The sequence below is a fragment of the Pelagivirga sediminicola genome, assembly GCF_003072125.1.
GTDB classification, from domain to species: domain Bacteria; phylum Pseudomonadota; class Alphaproteobacteria; order Rhodobacterales; family Rhodobacteraceae; genus Roseovarius; species Roseovarius sediminicola.
On the sequence record NZ_QCYH01000003.1, the window covers coordinates 211,777 to 228,094 of the forward strand.

The following is a 16,318-nucleotide window of genomic DNA, read 5'->3' on the forward strand; positions in this document are numbered from 1 at the left end:
TTTCGGGGGCCGGTTCGGACCCCAGCCAAAATACTCATCTACGGAGAGTGACATGACAAATTCGCATCAAGACAAACCGCAATCGCCGGGCCGGCGCAACATCCTGCGCGGCACCGCCCTTGCAGGCGCCGCGGCCCTGACCGGCGGTTTCGCCACTGCCGCAACCATGCGCCAGCCGCTCGCGCCGCCGCGCACCCAGATGCCCGACAGCAACGCCATCAAGGTACAGCTGCGCGAGATGCAGGCAGCCGAGCCGGCCGATATGTCCGGCTATGAGCGCGTCAAACAGAAAATGGTGCGCCCGCCCTTCGCGCCCCAGCACGAGCAGGTCGCCACGGGCGGCCCCAAGATCGTCGAAGTCGAAATGGTCGTCGACGAACGCCTGATGGTCGTCGATGAAGATACCGGCGCGTCGATCTGGGCGATGACCTATAACGGGTCGGTCCCCGGCCCGCTGATCATCGTGCACGAGGGCGACTATGTCGAGCTGACGCTGAAAAGCCTTGGCAAGAACCAGCTTGAGCACAACATCGACTTTCACGCCTCGACCGGCGCGCTGGGCGGTGGCGGCTTGACCCACATCTATCCGGGCGAGGAATGCGTCCTTCGCTGGAAGGCGACCAAGCCGGGCTGCTTTACCTATCACTGCGCCCCCGGCGGTGCGATGATTCCCTACCACGTCTGCCACGGCATGAACGGCGCCGTCATGGTGCTGCCGCGCGACGGACTGAAGGATGCCGAAGGCAATTCGCTGACCTATGACGACATCGCCTATCTGGGCGAGCAGGACTACTACCTGCCCAAGAACCCCGATGGCACCTACAAGACCTACGCCAATGCCGGCGACGACTATGCCGAGTCTCTGGATGCGATGCGCACGCTTGTGCCGACACATTCGGTCTTCAACGGGTCGGTCGGGGCACTGACGGGCGCGCGCGCCTTGCGGGCCAAGGTCGGCGAGAACATCCTGATGGTGCATAACCAGTCCAACCGCGACAGCCGCCCGCACCTGATCGGCGGACATGGCGATTATGTCTGGGAAAGCTCGTTCAGCGATCCGCCACTGACCAACATGGAAACATGGTTCGTCCGCGGCGGCAGCGCGGTGGCGGCGATGTACAAGTTCGAGCAGCCGGGCGTCTATGCCTACGTCAACCACAACCTGATCGAAGCGGCCCTTCTGGGCGCCACCGCCCACTTCGTGGTCGACGGCGAATGGAACAACGACCTTATGGAACAGGTCGCGGCACCGCGCCCGATCCAATCATGACACCCGACCGAAGATAAGAAGGACCGATCGCCATGACCCGCCAGAGCCGCTCGAAGATCATCATATCTGTAGCAGCTCTGACCGTGGCGGCCGGTGCCCTTGCCGGCGGGGCCGCGTGGATGACACGCGGCCCCGCCCCGCAATTCAATTCGGCCCTGATGCCCGACATGGTCGGGCCCATCGGCCAGGACGCCGCCCTCTGGGTGCAGCGCCACGAAGTCACCGTCAGCGAATGGAACACCTGCCATGACGCGGGCGGCTGCGGTCTTTGGCTGGTCACGCGCCCCGATCAGGATCCGGATACGACGCCGGCCACCGGCCTCAGCTATCCCGACACGCAGGAATATGTGGCCTGGCTGAACGATACCACCGGGCACGCGTTCCGCCTGCCGCGCGTGGCCGAATGGTCCGCGATGGCCGAAAGCGTTATCCCCGACACACCCGATCCGATCTTTACCGATCCGCGGCTCAGCTGGGCGTCCGCCTATATGCTCGAGGCCGAACTGCCCCGCGCGCTGCGCCCCTCGGGCAGTTTTTCGACCACCGAAGACGGCATTGCCGATCTGGACGGCTCGGTCTGGGAATGGACCGACGATTGCTATGCCGGATCTGGCGCACCGGCGCGCCCGGACCGCTGCCCGGCCTTCTGGGTCGCAGGCATCCACATGGCCGCAATGTCCTATCTGGAGCGGGATCCGGCGCGCGGCGGCTGCGCCGTCGGCACGCCGCCGGCCCATTTGGGCATGCGTCTGGTCACCGACAACGCGCCGCGCTCGTAACCCGCTCACGGCAGGGGCGACACGCCCAGGATCACCGGGTGCAGCGCCAGCAGCGCGACATAAATCCCCACCGCCAGCAGCAGACGCACCGCCACGCCGCGCCATGAGGCAGGGCGCGGCACGAGCGGACCGTTTGCAATGCGCCTGCGCAGTGCCTGCCACTCTTCGGCGCCCATCTCGCGGCGCTTGCGGCGATCGACGATGCGCATTCCCAGCACGGCAAAGACAGCGAACACGCCGAAGAGGATGATATGCGCCAGATCGCCGTTGGGCACCATATGCGCCCCGGCCCAGAGCGCCGCCGCCATCAGCAGCGGATGCCGCATCCAGCGCAGGATACCGGGATGGTTCGCGTCAAAGTCGCCGTTCCGCGCCCCGCCGAATGACAGCGGATTGGGCCGCGCCGCGCCGAAGGATGACATCACGCAAACGGCCCCCATCGCCACCAGCGGCACCCAGTTTTGCCACGCGGCGCGCGGCCAGAGGCCCACATAGGGCGCGTTTGCCGCCGCCGCGATCAGCCACGCCAGCGCGGCCAGCGACAGCGCGGAATAGGCCAGCGTGAAGCCGCGCCTGCCCAGCGCGGACACCAACCGCGCCCGCACGGGCGGGCGCAGCGGTATGCTGTGGCTGGCAAAGAAGGCAACGAAGGCCAGCGCAAACCACGTCCAGCCCATTACCGCGCCTTGCCCGGCTTGGCGATCAGCAGCATCGGACCGTAAAGCACCGCGTATCCCCCGAACGCCCCGATCCAGCACAGCGCCGCCAGCTCAAGCAGCGGCAAACCGGGCCACATATCCTCGGCCAGCCGCGCCAGAACCGACAGGATCACCGCCGCGTAGATCGCGACCGTGCCCGGCCCGGCATGCAGCGCGCGGCCGGTATGGCCCAGCGTCGCGCGCGTCATCACCGCCAGCGTCATCAGGCCGATGGCCCCCGCCATCCACAAATGCTGCGCCCCCGCGATCGGCAGCAGATCCGGCCACAGCACTCCGATGCCCAGCGCCGCCGCGCCCAGGGGCACGAAGGCGTAGCCAAGATGCAGCACCGTCACCAGCGGCTCGGCGGCGGTGCGCCAGCCATACCAGCGCGCAAGGCGCCCGAAATGCGCGGCGGCAACGACGAGCAACGCGACCCCCGTCGCCGCGCCCGCCGGGACCGCGACCCACAAAAGCAGCGCCGCGATTGTCACCACCAGTGTGGCCTTGTCATAGCGCTGCATCGGCGGCGCGGGCCGTGCGGGATCGCCCTGCGCGGCCAGCCAGTTGCGCGTGAAGCTGGGCACGACGCGCCCGCCGATCAGCGCGATCATCAAGATTGCCGCGGCAAGACCCAGACGCAGCCCGATGCCCTGCGCGGCAAATCGGCCAGCGGCGGCATCGATGTGAAAAAGGGCATTGGCCAGTGCAAAGACCGCCAGCAGGATCAGCACAGGCAGGTTGCGCCAGTTCTTGCCCGCCACGATCTCGCGCAGGATGACGGCGCCCAGCGCGATGGGAAATGCCACATCGACCGCCGCGACGACGCTCCGGGGCATATCGCCGGGCAGCGTGACCGCCGCGCGGCCCGCCAGCCACAACAGCGCCAGCGCGCCCAGCCACCAGCCCGTCACCGGCAAGCGCCCCGTCCAGTTCGGCACCGCAGTCAGAAGGAAGCCCGCAATGATCGCGCCCAGCGTTCCGAAAAGAAACTCATGCGCGTGCCATGACACCGGATCAAAGCGCGGCTCGAACGCCACGGCGCCGGTCAGCATCAGTATCCACAGGACCATCGCAAGCGCGGCCCAGACGGCCCCGCCCAGGAAAAACGGGCGGAACCCGAAGGACAGCAGGGCGGGACCCTGCCAGCGGCGCATCTGTTCGGCTGTTCGGGTCGTCATCGCCCGTCTCCTTGATTGAAACGGCGCCGCGGTGTGCGGTCGATCCGCGCCCGGCGCCAAGCTGTTACTGGCCGGATATCAGCGGCCGATTATTCGTGCATCATCATTTCTGGCCGGTTTGGGCCGCAGGGGACATCCCGGCCCCGAGACCGCGCAGATCCGGGACGCTGCTCGCCCCCTCCTCGGGCGGCAGGCCATAGCTGAGCCCGCGTCCGATGCGGTGCGCGAGCGTGGACCATGCAAGCGCGATATGTCCGGGAACCTCCTGTTCCAGCACCTCGTCAAACAGCGCCAGCCAGATCGGAAAATGGGCAGCGCGGACATTTCCGGCCGCCTTGTGGATCTGCATCGGGTTGCCGTCATAGCTCCGCTCGAACAGCAGCGCATTGCGCCAGAACCGGCCGATCTTTTCCTCGTGGGCGGGCCAATCGTTGACATGGGCGGCAAATACCGGGCCAAGCTGCGGATGCGCGCGCACGCGGGTATAAAACCGGGCGACGACCTTGTCGATCTGCGCCCCGGTCACGGGAATACGCGGCGGCAGGCTCATATCACGATGATCCAGACCACGATCAGGCAGACCACCAGATAAAAGAGCGTGTTGAACATCCAGCGCAAAAGCCCGCCATCGGCGGTGGGATCGACGCCCATGCGCTCGCACACCTTGGTGCCCGGCCATAAAATTGCATCGGCTAGTTTCATCGACGCGCTCCTTAATAGGTATTTTCAGTGCCTAATTTATAACGCTTTTTATTGCGCACTGTAAATGCTAAATATGTTCTTATGCAGTTGGACAAATTCACGGACTATGCCCTGCGCGTCCTTGTGACGCTGGCGATCAGATCGCCCGCACGGGTGCCCACATCCGAAATCGCGGGGGTGTTCGGGCTGTCCGACCACCACCTGTCCAAGGTGGCAACGCATCTGGTGCGCGAAGGTTTCGTGATTTCCGAGCGGGGGCGCAATGGCGGTCTGACGCTGGCGCGCGATCCGGGCGAGATTACGCTGGGATCCGTCGTGCGGGCGATGAAACGCGGCGAGCCGGTGGTCGAGTGTTTCGGGCCAGACAAATCCTGCCTCATCCTGCCTGCCTGCGGCTTGCGAGCGCCGCTGGCCGAGGCGCAGGAGGCGTTTTTCAGCACGCTTGACCGCTATACGCTGACCGACGCCACCAAGGCACGGCGCGCATTGGGCGCATTGCTGAACGCGCAGCCTGACTAAAGCGTTTCGCCTTTACCCTGAGACATCAGATAAAGGTGAAATGCACACGGCGCTGATATGTCGCGCGCGTTTCGCGAAAATCGGTGATTCAGGTTTTTCGCGAAACGCTTTAGATCAGGCCGCGACTTCGGGTGCGGCCCGGCATCGCGGCCCGCACCCTTTTTCAATGCTACATCGCGTCGGACGCGTTCTCCATCAGGAATTCCATGACCAGCGTCGCCTCGTTCTCGTCCAGACCGGCGCGAGGGAACATCGACGGGGTGATGCCCTTCCATTGGTTCTGGGTAAAGTGCGACGCTTCGCGCGGGCCGTGGCAGACGGTGCAACGCTCGTAGAAGATCTTCTCGCCCGGTGTGGCATCGGCCAGCAGCGATTCGGTGATGTCATAGACGCGATCGAGGTCCAGAAGATCCTCGTCGATCTCGGCAAGCTCGTAATCCTCGATGATCTCGGGCTTTTCGTAAGCCATGTTCGGGCCTTCGGGATCCTCGCATTTGCGCATCTCGCACAGCACCGTGTTGGCCGATGTCGCCTGTGACAGCCCCGAGGACCGCTGCGTCGAGGTCAGGAAGTTGACCAGCCCCGAGTTGCAGCGCCCCTTGCTGTCCAGCGACGGCCAGCCGCCCTCGTAGACGGACACGACGCCCGGCATGATGTCATCGGACAGGATCGCACCGACGATGATCGTGCCGCGGTCGTTGTAGAGCTCGATCAGATCGCCATCCTCGATGCCGCGCGCCTCGGCGTCCTGCCGGTTGATGCGGGCAGGCTCGCGGCCCTGGATCTTGTAGAGATCGCGCAGCGTTTCAGACTGGTCCATCTGGCTGTGCAGGCGATACCACGGGTGCGGGCTGACCACGTGCAGCTGTCCCTCCCTGGCGTTGCCCAGATATTCGTGCTTTTCCATCCAGACCGGCATGCCGGGGCAATCCTCGATCCCCATGAGCTCGATTTCCTCGCAGAACATCTCGATCTTGCCCGAGCTGGTGTGCAGCGGGTGGTTTTCGGGATCGTTGTAGAAATCGCCGTGACGCACCCATTTACGCGCCTCTTCCGGCACCTCCTGGCGGGCATAGCCCTTTTCCCAGAACTCCTCGAACGGGACGTCCTTGGACGCGGCCGAGCGCTCGTAGGCTTGCTGGATATGGTCGATCAGCTCATAGCCATCGGTGAACTGGGTCCACAGGCCCAGCTTGTCGGCCAGACCCTCGCAGATGTGATAGTCCGACATGCTTTCGCCGACGGGCTCGATCACCTGCTTCATCGCATAGACCTTGTCGTTGGAATAGGTGCCGCCGATGCTGATGTCGTCGCGCTCCAGCGTCGAGCAGGCCGGCAGCACGATGTCGGCCCAGCGCGTCGCGGCGGTCCACCAGACATCGACGCTGACGATGTGATCCACCTTCTCCAGCGCGCGGATCAGACGGTTCGTGTCCTGCTGGTGCGACATGAAGTTGTTGCCGGCGTTATAGATCATCTTCACGTCCGGATAGGTGCCGGTCATGCCGTTATAGATGAAATCGCCGCCGGGGTTTTCCAGCATCTCGGTGATGCGGCTGGCCGGGCAGATACCCTTGACCCAGTTGCGGCCCTGGCTGAGGCCGGTGGGCGTGGATTTGCCAGACTGCGGCATGCCGCCCGAGCCATAATGCCACGAGAATCCGACGCCGCCGCCGGGTTTGCCGATCTGGCCGCAGAGCGCGGAGAAGTTGACGATGGCCCAGTGGGTCATCTCGCCGTGCTGGGCGCGCTGCAGCGACCATGCGCCGGCGATCTCGGTGCGCTTGGTGGCCAGCAGTTCGGCCAGCTCGCGGATCTTGTCCGCCGGAATGCCGGTGATCTCCTCGGCCCAATCGGGCGTCTTGGGCGTGTCGTCCCGCTTGCCCTGAACGTATTCGATCCACTGCTCGGAACCGACGGTGTATTTCTCCAGATACTCGCGGTCTTCCAGCCCCTTGTCGAGGACGTGATAGGCCATCGCGGTGAACAGTGCGACGTCGGTGTTCGGGATGATCTGGACCCAATCGGCATCCAGATACTCGTCCGACGGGGTGCGCTGCGGGTTGATCGAGATGAACTTGGTTCCCGCATCACGGATCTGCGCCCAAGGGCCGGACATCTGGTGGTCGGCGACGGTATATTCGATGCGGTTGTTCTTGACCGGATCACAGCCGACCAGAACGAAAACCTCGGTATTGTCGCGGATGACCTCCCACGCGGTCTGGGCGGAATAAACCTCCATATCGCCGATCACGCGCGGCAGGCTGATCTGGCTGGCGCCAGCGGACCAGTCGCCCTGGGTGTTGGTGCAGCCGCCGATAAGGTTCAGCAGACGGCCCTGCATCACGTTCGGGCGGAAGTTGCCCGCGTTGGCCCAGCCGCCATAGGACGAGCTGAAGATCGCCTCGTTGCCGTGATCGGTGGCGGTGTCCAGCAGCGCCTTGGCGGTCAGGCTGAAGGCGGTGTCCCAATCGACGCGCACATACGGCTCCTTGCCGCGCAGCTCTGGCTTGGTGTCGCCGGTCTGCCAGTTGTCCAGATAGGATTTGCGCACCATCGGATAGTTGATGCGGCTTTTGTCATAGGTGCGGTCCTTGACGCCGTACATCAGCATCTCGGTCGGCTTGGCATCCAGCTCGGGGACGGAGTTGACGTTGATCAACTTGCCGTCCTTCACCACGGCCTCGAACGGGCCGAAATGGCTGGCGTGGAATATGCGATCCCGCGTGAACGAGTTCGGATCCAGCCCCGCCAGCGCGGCTGTCAGATCTCCAGCCCGGCCTTGCGACCGTCGAAAATGGCGAATGCCGCATTGCGCGGGGCGCTTGCATCGCCGATCTGCCGGTAGGCCAGCCCGCCCGCCTCCAGATCGTGCCGCAGGGACGCATCGGCGACGTTCGTCGTGGCCATCACCAGCGTATCGGCCTCGATCATCTGCGCGTCGCCGGTCAGCAGCGACACCACCCGCGCCGCCGATCCCGTCCATTCGGCAATCGCCGCATCGGTGACAAACCGCGCGCCCTTCTGCGCCAGCGCGCGGCGCAGCGGCCAGTCGGTCGCCGAGCGTTGCAGCTCCTTGCCGACCAGCGCGTCGGGCGTGACCAGCGTCACCTCGTGCCCATCCTCGGCCAGTCGCAACGCGGTGCCGCAGCCGCGCCAGTTGCCGCCCTCGTCCAGCACGATCACGCGGTGGCCGGGGCGCGCGGCGCGCATCATCACATCCTCGGCGGAGACCACGTTGCCATTGGCCAGCCCCGGCAATTCGGGCAGATGCGGCAGCGCGCGCTGAAACCCGGTTCCGGCGGGCAGCGATCCGGTGGCAAGGATCACGTGACCCGCGCCGAAGGCCGCGATGTCATCCGCGTCCATGTAGCAGTTGTAGCGCAGATCGACGCCGAGCTGCTCCAACTGGCGCTGATACCAGCCGATCAGATCGGTGATCTGACCGCGCCGCGGCTGAAGCCCTGCAAGGCGGAACTGACCGCCGATTTCCGGCCCCGCCTCGGCCAGTGTCACGCGATGCCCCCGCTCGGCGGCCACGCGCGCGGCCTCCAATCCCGCCGGACCGCCGCCGACGACCAGCACCGACGCGGGCGCGGGGCTGGCGGTAAAGCGATCGCCGCCCCAGAGATATTCGTGCCCGGCCGACGGATTGATCAGGCAGGAGATGTAATAATCGCGGCTGCGCCGACCCCAGCATTGCTGATTGCAGGAGATGCAGCCGCGAATATCGTCCTCGCGCCCCGCCTCGGCCTTGGCCACCAGATGCGGATCGGCGATCTGGCCGCGCACGATCGACACCAGATCCGCCTCATTCGCGCCCAGCACGGTATTGGCGTTCTCCGGCGTGCGAATATGGCTTTCGGCGGTGACAAGCGCGTTTTTCACCACGCCTTTCAGCATCGCAGCCAGATCGACACCCAGCTTTTCGCCGTAGAGGAAGGTGGGCATCAGCTTGTAGAAATCGAAATAGCCGCCGCTGCCGCAGGTGACGTAATCCATCAGCCCCTCGGCATCGAGCAGCGATACAATCTCCGTGGTTTCCTCGCGGTCGAGCGCGGCCTTCACATCGGGCTCGTCATTGACCGCCAAACCGATGATGAAATCGTCGCCACAGGCCGCGCGGATACGCGTCAGCACCTCGCGCGACGCGCGCATGCGGTTCTCAAGGCTGCCGCCCCACCGATCGGTCCGCTGGTTGGAAAACGGCGTCCAGAACTGATCGAGCAGGCCATGATACGCCGCCCAGACCTCGACCCCGTCAAAGCCCGCCTTCTGGCAGCGGATCGCGGCCTGAACGAAACCGTCAATGGTTTCCTCGATCTCGGCCTCGCTCATTTCGTGGCTGCCGTCGCTGTCGTGATAGCTGGGCCCGCCCGAGGGCGACCAATGCGCGTGCCATGAATTGTCGCCGTCGCCATGGGCGCCGATGTGGTAGAGTTGCTGGATCATCACTGTGCCATGGGCATGGCAGGCCTCGGTGATCTTGCGGAAATGCGGGATGACGTCATCGGTGCCGACGCGGAAATTGCCGCGCGTCAGCACGGCGGCAGGGTGCACGGCCATCGGCTCGACCACGATCATGGCGGCGCCGCCGATCGCGCGCTCCTCGTAATAGGCCAGATGCTGGGCGCCGGGCAGGCCATTGTCGGCCATGTTGGCGGTGTGCGCGCCAAAGACGACGCGGTTCTTCAGCGTCTTGTGGCGCAGGCGAACCGGCTTGACCACGTGATCGAAACTCATGCGCCGCGCTCCAGATTGTCCAGCCCTTCGGTCAGCGCGCCGCCCATGCCGCTGTCTGTCATGTGCTCGCGCAACCGCTGGTTATAGCCGCCGGGCGTGTTCAGCGCGGCAAGCAAGGTCGCGCAGTCCGATCCCATCAGGCTGGAGCCGACCAGCGCGCGCAAGAACGCCTCGCCCTGCGCCCGGTCCTCTACCCGCGTGCCCAGCCAGTCGGCCGCGTCCGCCACTAGGCGCACGGCGGGCGACAGCACCGCCTGCGCGCAATTATAGGCGGCAAGCTCGGCCTCCGAGCTCAGCGCAAAGATCGTGTTGCGCGCGCCGAACAGCTCTTGCAGCAAATCCGTATCGCCATAGCCCAAGGCAGGCGAGCCGCCTTGCGCGATGCCTGGAAACGGGATCATCACCGCTGCCGCCTGCGCCGGAAGGGCCATCTGCGCGACGCGCTCCAGCGGGCAATCGGCCATCAGCGAAATCACGCGCTGATCCGCGCGAAACGTCAGCGGAGCGAGGATTTCCGCCGCCGCATTCGCCATCAGTCCAAGGAAGATCACGTCGCTGCGATCCAGCACCGCCTGATTGTCGTGCACGGTGACATTGTCAAACATCTGCGCCAGCCGCGCGGACTGCACCGCGCTGCGCCGCGACACCGCGATGTCGTGCCCGTCCCCAGCGATCCCCTCCACCACCGCCGAGGCGATGGTGCCGGTGCCGATGACCCCGATGCGCATGTCAGATATCCTTGAGCAGCCGCAGCGCGTCGTAGATCGCCGCATGGGTATTGCGCGCCGACACCGCATCGCCGATGCGGAACAGCTGGAACCGGCCGTCCGGGTTGCGCACAACCGTCTGGGGCCGCCCCTCGATCAACGCCTCATGATCCAGCGCGCCGCCGTTCGTGGACAGGTCGCGCAACTCGAAATAGAGATCGTCCAGCGGCAGGGTGCCATAGTTGACGACCACCTGATCGTACTGGGCTTCCTCTTTCAGATCGCTGTAATCGGTGCCGATCGTCGCGGTCAGCTTGTTGCCATCCCGCGCGACGCCCAAAAGGCGGCGGGTGACGGTGAATGTCACCCCCTTGCCCTGTAGGCTGCGCATATAGGGGACCAGATTCATTGCCATGATGTCCGGGGCAAAGACGCGATCGGGGGTCATCACCTCGACCGTCGCGCCCGCCTCCACCGCCATTTCGGCGGCCTGAAGCGCGGGGTGGTCGCCGCTCTCGTCATAGATCAGGATGTTCTCGGCGGGTTTCACGTCGCCCGAGATGATGTCCCACGCGGTGACGACATGCGGCGCTTCCCGGCCCTTCTCGAACAGCTCGGTGTTGGGCAGCCCGCCGGTGGCGATGATGACAACATCGGGGTTCAGCGCGGTGACGTCATCCGCCTCGGCGAAGGTGTTGAAATGAAAGGTCACGTCGCGCGCGGCGCATTGTGCCATGCGCCAGTCGATGATGCCGATCATCTCCCGGCGGCGCTTGCTTTGCGCCGTCAGGCGGATCTGGCCGCCGGGGTCGGCGGCGGCCTCGAACACGGTCACGTCATGGCCGCGCTCGGCAGCGACGCGCGCGGCTTCAAGGCCGCCGGGGCCGGCACCGACGATCACCACTTTCTTGCGGGTGTCCGCAGGAGCGATGTCATGCGGCATGGTCAGCTCGCGGCCCGTCGCGGCGTTATGAATGCACAGCGCATCGCCGGCCTGATAGATCCGGTCAAGGCAGAAGGTGGCGCCGACGCAGGGGCGGATATCCTCCTCGCGGCCCTCGATGATCTTGCGGACGATATGCGGATCGGCCATATGCGCGCGGGTCATGCCGACCATGTCCAGCAGGCCATCGGCAACGGCATGGCGGGCGGTCGCCACATCGGGGATGCGCGCAGCGTGGAAGGTGGGCATGCCGGTGGCCTTGCGCACCTCGCCCGCGAAATCGAGGTGTGGCGCGCTGGCCATGCCCTGCACCGGGATGACGTCGGTCATGGCCGGATCGGTATGGATGCGGCCCCGGATCACGTTGAGGAAGTCGACCAGGCCGGACTTGGCGAGGCGCTTGGAAATCTCGATGCCCTCGGCGGCATCAATGCCGCCCTTCTGCACCTCATCGGCGGTATAGCGCAGGCCGAGGATGAAATCGTCGCCCACCCGCTTGCGGATCGCCTCCAGCACATCCATCGGGAAACGCAGCCGATTTTCCAGCGTATCGGCGCCATACGGCCCGGTCAGGTCGTTGGTCAGCGGCGACCACAGCTGATCGAGCAGATGGCCATAGCACTGGATCTCGATCCCGTCCATGCCGCCGGCCTTCATCCGCTCGGCGGCATCGGCGAAATCGTTGATGATCCGCTCGATATCCCAATCCTCCAGCAGCTTGGGAAAGGCGCGATGCGCCGGTTCGCGGTGCTTGGTAGAGGATACTGACGGCAGCCAGTCACCCTTGTTCCAGTTCGTGCGGCGACCCAGATGGGTCAGCTGGATCATCACCGCGCAGCCATGTTCGTGGCAGCCATCTGTCAGTTTCTGGATCCACGGCACCACCTCGTCCTTGTAGGCCAGCACGTTGTTGAACACCGGCGGGCTGTCCTTGCTGACAGCGGCCGACCCGGCGGTCATGGCCAGCGCAACGCCCGCCTTGGCCCGCTCGGCGTGGTAGGCGGCATAGCGCTCTTTCGGCATGCCATCCTCGGGATAGGCAGGCTCGTGACTGGTGGTCATGATGCGGTTTTTCAGCGTCAGATGCTTCAGCTGATAGGGCTGCAAGAGGGGGTCTTTGGTCATGCCTTTTCCTTAATACCAAGCGTCCGGCATCGACGCCTTGCGCCGAGCCATGAAATCCTGAAGCGCCGCGTCGATGCCGGGGTCCAGCGGCGGCGCCTCGTAAGTGTTCAGTTGCGCCTTCCAGCGGGTATTGGCGCGGGTGGCGGCGTCGATCCCGCCCTGTTCGTCCCACGTCTCCCACGGCTGGTTGTCGTCCAGCGCGCTGTCGTAATAGGCGCTCTGATAGTGACGCAGAACGTGGGCGGTGGAGAACAGATGCTCGCCCGGACCCTTTTCGGCCAGCGCATCGAAGGCCAGCGTATCATCGTCCACGCTGATGCCTTTCAGATAGGCGTGCAGCATGCCGCACAGATCGGTGTCCATCATGAATTTCTCATAGGACATCGACAAAAGCCCGTCGAGGAATCCGGCGGAGTGCAAGATGTAATTGGCGCCGCATTGCACCGCCGACATCATCGACATCATGCTTTGCTGCATCGCCTGCGCATCGGGCAGCTTCGACGTGCTGAAATTGCCGGCGCAGCGCAGCGGCAGGTTTGCCCGGCGTGCCAGTTGCCCCATCACCAGCGATCCCAGCGCAGGCTCCGGCGTGCCGAAGGTGGGCGAGCCGGAGCGCAGCGACATTGACGACAGGAACGATCCTAGCACCACAGGCGCGCCGGGGCGCACCAGCTGCGTCAGCGCGCAGGAGGTCATGGACTCGGCCAGGCACTGCGCCACCGATCCGGCCATTGTCAGCGGCGACACCGCCCCGCCCAGAAGGAACGGCAGGTGGATCGAGCCCTGGTTCGCGGCGGCATAGGCGCGGATGCCCCGCGTGGTGACGCCGTCCAGAACCAGCGGCGACGTGGTGTTGAAATTGCCCATGATGACGCAGTTTGCATCGACGAAACCATCGCCAAACAGAATGCGGCACATCTCGATACTGTCCTCGGCCCGCTCGGGCGCGGTGATCGAGCCAAGAAAGCCCCGGTCGGAATAGCGGATATGGGAATACACCATGTCCAGATGGCGCTTGTTGACGGCGATATCGGTCGGCTCGCAAATGGTGCCGCCGGAATGGTGCAGCCACGGGCTGGACTGCGCGAGTTTTACGAAATTGCGGAAATCCTCGATCGTGCCGTAGCGGCGCCCCTTGTCCAGATCCATCACGAAGGGCGAGCCGTAAGCCGGTGCAAAGACCACCGCATCGCCGCCGATCTCGACATTGCGGGCCGGACTGCGGGCGTGCTGGGTAAAGCGGGCTGGCGCGGTTTTCAGGATCTCGCGGATCATGCCGGGCGCGAATTTCAGCCTCCACGCGTCGCGGCCCAGTTCGGTTACCTCGGCCCCTGCCTCGCGAAAGAGGCGCACCGCCTCCGGATCCTCGCGGAATTCCATGCCGATTTCGGCCAAGATGCGGCCCGCCGTCACCTCTATCTTTTGCAGCGCGTCCTCGCCCAGCAGGTCATAAGGGGGGATGCCGCGCGTGATGAACGGCACCTCCAGATGAGGGTTCTGGCCAGGGGCGCCACTGCGCGGCTCGCCGCCGCGCGGGCGCCTGCGTGGCTTGCGTCCTTCGTCAACCAGGTTCATGTGGCTATCCCCGACTCAGCTCTGCTGACACGACTGTCCAGAGAATTGACATACCTGTCAATAAATTCGATCCTGCCGGGATGAACATTGTCACCGATCCGCCCCGCGCCCCGCAGGAAGCCTGGCTCAAGGCGGCCTATGACGTGCTGACCGAAGACGGCGTCGAGGCGGTGAAAATCATGCCGCTTGCCAAGCGGATGGGCGTGACACGCAGCGGATTTTACTGGCATTTTTCGGATCGCGAGGCCCTGCTGGAAGCGATGATCGCCTATTGGGAAGACAAGAACACCGGCAATCTGGTCGCCCGTTGCGACGCCTATGCCGAGACGATCTGCGAGGCGGTTCTGAACCTTTTCGATTGCTGGCTGGACGATTCGCTGTTCGATTCGCGGCTGGATCTGGCAATCCGCAACTGGGCGCGGAACGATGCCGCGCTGGCGGCGCGGCTGGAGCGTGCCGACGCCCGCCGCAAGACCGCGATCGAGGCGATGTTTCTGCGTTTCGGCTATGCGCCCGCGGACGCCGAGGTGCGGACGTTGACCATGATCTATACGCAGATCGGATATATCTCGATGCAGGTCTGCGAAGAGCGCGAGCCGCGATTTGCGCGCATGGCCGATTATGTCCGCGTCTTCACCGGCTGGATGCCCAGCGCGTCCGAAATGGACCGCTTCCGCGCGCGGCACGAGCCGGGCTGAAAGCGCGCCGCATGCCCGCCTGAGCGGACACGCGGCGGCCGGATCAATCGCGCAGTTTCACAACGCGCTTGCCGAATGCCTCGCCTTCCAGCAGACCGATGAACGCCTCCGGCGCGCGCTCCAGCCCTTGGATCATCTCCTCGCGGTATTTGACCTTGCCGTCGCTGACCCATGCGCCCATCTGCTCGGCGAATTCGGTATACAAATGGCCGAAATCGTCAAACACGATGAAGCCGCGCAGCGTCATCCGCTTGCGCAGGATCGTGCCCATCAGCAGGCTCAGCCGGTCCGGCCCATCGGGCAGCGACGTGGCATTGTATTGCGAGATCAAGCCGCAGACCGGGATACGCGCCAAGGTATTGAGCAGCGGCATCACCGCGTCGAACACCGCGCCGCCGACATTCTCGTAATAGATGTCGATGCCCTCCGGCACCGCCGCCTTCAGCGCGTCCGGAAACCCCTCTGCCTTGTAGTCGATGCACGCATCGAACCCGAGCGTATCAACCACATGGCTGCATTTCTCGGGACCGCCTGCAATGCCGACAACATGCAAGCCCAGCACCTTGCCGATCTGGCCGACAGTGGCGCCCACCGGTCCGCTGGCACCGGCGACGACCAGCGTTTCGCCCTTTTGCGGCTGGCCGATCTGCGTCAGGCCCGCTCACGCGGTCAGGCCCGGCATGCCCAGCACGCCCAGCGCCCAGGACGGATGATCCGGCGCCTTGCCCATGTTGATGACGCCGGTGCCGAAGGCCGACACCCAGTCGCCCTCGGCAAAGCCCTCGACATCCGACGACACGACCGTCGCGACCGTCCCGCCGACCATCACATCACCAATCTGCACCGGGTTGGCATAGGAGGGCGCGTCGCTCATCCGGCCGCGCATGTAGGGGTCAAGCGACAGATATTCGTTTCGCAAAAGCATCTGGCCCTTGCCCGGTGTCGGGATGTCTCCGGTCTCAAGGCGGAGGGTGTTGTCGTCGGGCGCGCCCTTGGGGCGCTCTGCCAATACGAATTTGCGGTTGTGATCGGGTGATTGCGTCATCTTGTCATCCTTCATGTTTGGCCGAACCTGCCGACCGGGCCACCACGCGACGGTGCCCGGCAGCGGATCGGGGCATGGCCGCGCGCACAGGAACATGCGCCGCGACCATGCGGCTCCCTTCAAAGCTGTGATGAAAAGAGCGAAGTTCAATGGGGCGGCGTTGGGGCATCGGTTAGTGCCTCGGCCGGGATCCAGCCTCAGGACCGTATGTCCAGACTTTACGCGTCAAGCATGATGCATCATAAATACCAAGTAATTCCGGACCCGCACCTGTCCAAAATGGATTGGTGCGAATTGTAGAGAGGCATGGGCAAAGTCGCATGAGGGCGTTTT

The 16,318-nt window shown here is 64.8% G+C and carries 13 protein-coding genes and 1 pseudogene; 4 read left to right on the forward strand and 10 right to left on the reverse strand.

The window, feature by feature from the left end:
• Nucleotides 1-52 precede the first annotated feature (52 nt).
• Together nirK and DC366_RS07325 are read left to right on the forward strand one after the other, a co-directional pair.
• On the forward strand, nt 53-1,270 hold the full coding sequence (nirK, locus tag DC366_RS07320; protein WP_108691543.1) for a copper-containing nitrite reductase: 1,218 nt from the start codon (nt 53-55) through the stop codon (nt 1,268-1,270).
• Nucleotides 1,271-1,302: 32 nt separating this feature from the next.
• Nucleotides 1,303-2,049: a formylglycine-generating enzyme family protein gene (locus DC366_RS07325; RefSeq protein ID WP_243405066.1), complete on the forward strand. Its 747-nt coding sequence runs from the start codon at nt 1,303-1,305 to the stop codon at nt 2,047-2,049.
• Nucleotides 2,050-2,054: 5 nt separating this feature from the next.
• Here DC366_RS07325 and DC366_RS07330 read toward each other — a convergent pair whose 3' ends face one another.
• The 4 genes from DC366_RS07330 to DC366_RS19850 all read right to left on the reverse strand — a co-directional run bounded on the left by DC366_RS07330 (nt 2,055) and on the right by DC366_RS19850 (nt 4,630).
• The gene (locus DC366_RS07330; protein ID WP_108691544.1) at nt 2,055-2,726 is read right to left on the reverse strand and encodes an NnrU family protein; all 672 of its coding nucleotides are present in this window, start codon (nt 2,724-2,726) and stop codon (nt 2,055-2,057) included.
• On the reverse strand, nt 2,726-3,928 hold the full coding sequence (locus tag DC366_RS07335) for an NnrS family protein (protein ID WP_108691545.1): 1,203 nt from the start codon (nt 3,926-3,928) through the stop codon (nt 2,726-2,728). Before DC366_RS07335 ends, DC366_RS07330 begins: the two co-directional genes overlap by 1 nt.
• 103 nt (nt 3,929-4,031) lie before the next feature.
• Nucleotides 4,032-4,478, reverse strand: a complete 447-nt coding sequence (locus DC366_RS07340) for a group III truncated hemoglobin (protein ID WP_108691546.1) — start codon at nt 4,476-4,478, stop codon at nt 4,032-4,034.
• Nucleotides 4,475-4,630, reverse strand: coding sequence for a hypothetical protein (locus DC366_RS19850; RefSeq protein WP_165802869.1), 156 nt, complete (start codon nt 4,628-4,630; stop codon nt 4,475-4,477). Before DC366_RS19850 ends, DC366_RS07340 begins: the two co-directional genes overlap by 4 nt.
• A gap of 81 nt (nt 4,631-4,711) precedes the next feature.
• Here DC366_RS19850 and DC366_RS07345 point away from each other — a divergent pair, with 81 nt between their 5' ends.
• A complete protein-coding gene (locus DC366_RS07345) occupies nt 4,712-5,149 on the forward strand; it encodes an RrF2 family transcriptional regulator (RefSeq protein WP_108691547.1) in 438 nt (145 codons plus the stop codon).
• 169 nt (nt 5,150-5,318) lie between these two features.
• Here the strand turns inward: DC366_RS07345 and DC366_RS07350 are convergent, their stop codons facing one another.
• Genes DC366_RS07350 through DC366_RS07370 form a run of 5 tightly spaced genes read right to left on the reverse strand, consistent with a single transcriptional unit; the run spans nt 5,319 to nt 14,242 of the window.
• On the reverse strand, nt 5,319-7,955 hold the full coding sequence (locus tag DC366_RS07350) for a molybdopterin-dependent oxidoreductase (RefSeq protein WP_108691721.1): 2,637 nt from the start codon (nt 7,953-7,955) through the stop codon (nt 5,319-5,321).
• A complete protein-coding gene (locus tag DC366_RS07355; RefSeq protein ID WP_108691548.1) occupies nt 7,913-9,892 on the reverse strand; it encodes an oxidoreductase in 1,980 nt (659 codons plus the stop codon). Before DC366_RS07355 ends, DC366_RS07350 begins: the two co-directional genes overlap by 43 nt.
• The gene (locus DC366_RS07360) at nt 9,889-10,620 is read right to left on the reverse strand and encodes an NAD(P)-binding domain-containing protein (protein WP_243405068.1); all 732 of its coding nucleotides are present in this window, start codon (nt 10,618-10,620) and stop codon (nt 9,889-9,891) included. Before DC366_RS07360 ends, DC366_RS07355 begins: the two co-directional genes overlap by 4 nt.
• Nucleotide 10,621: 1 nt before the next feature.
• A complete protein-coding gene (locus tag DC366_RS07365; protein WP_108691550.1) occupies nt 10,622-12,667 on the reverse strand; it encodes an NADH:flavin oxidoreductase in 2,046 nt (681 codons plus the stop codon).
• A gap of 9 nt (nt 12,668-12,676) precedes the next feature.
• Nucleotides 12,677-14,242, reverse strand: a complete 1,566-nt coding sequence (locus DC366_RS07370) for a trimethylamine methyltransferase family protein (protein WP_108691551.1) — start codon at nt 14,240-14,242, stop codon at nt 12,677-12,679.
• An 80-nt stretch (nt 14,243-14,322) separates the two neighbouring features.
• Here DC366_RS07370 and DC366_RS07375 point away from each other — a divergent pair, with 80 nt between their 5' ends.
• Nucleotides 14,323-14,940, forward strand: coding sequence for a TetR/AcrR family transcriptional regulator (locus DC366_RS07375; protein WP_108691552.1), 618 nt, complete (start codon nt 14,323-14,325; stop codon nt 14,938-14,940).
• A 43-nt stretch (nt 14,941-14,983) separates the two neighbouring features.
• Here DC366_RS07375 and curA read toward each other — a convergent pair.
• Nucleotides 14,984-15,985 (reverse strand): annotated as a pseudogene (gene curA / locus DC366_RS07380) (NADPH-dependent curcumin/dihydrocurcumin reductase).
• Nucleotides 15,986-16,318 lie beyond the last annotated feature (333 nt).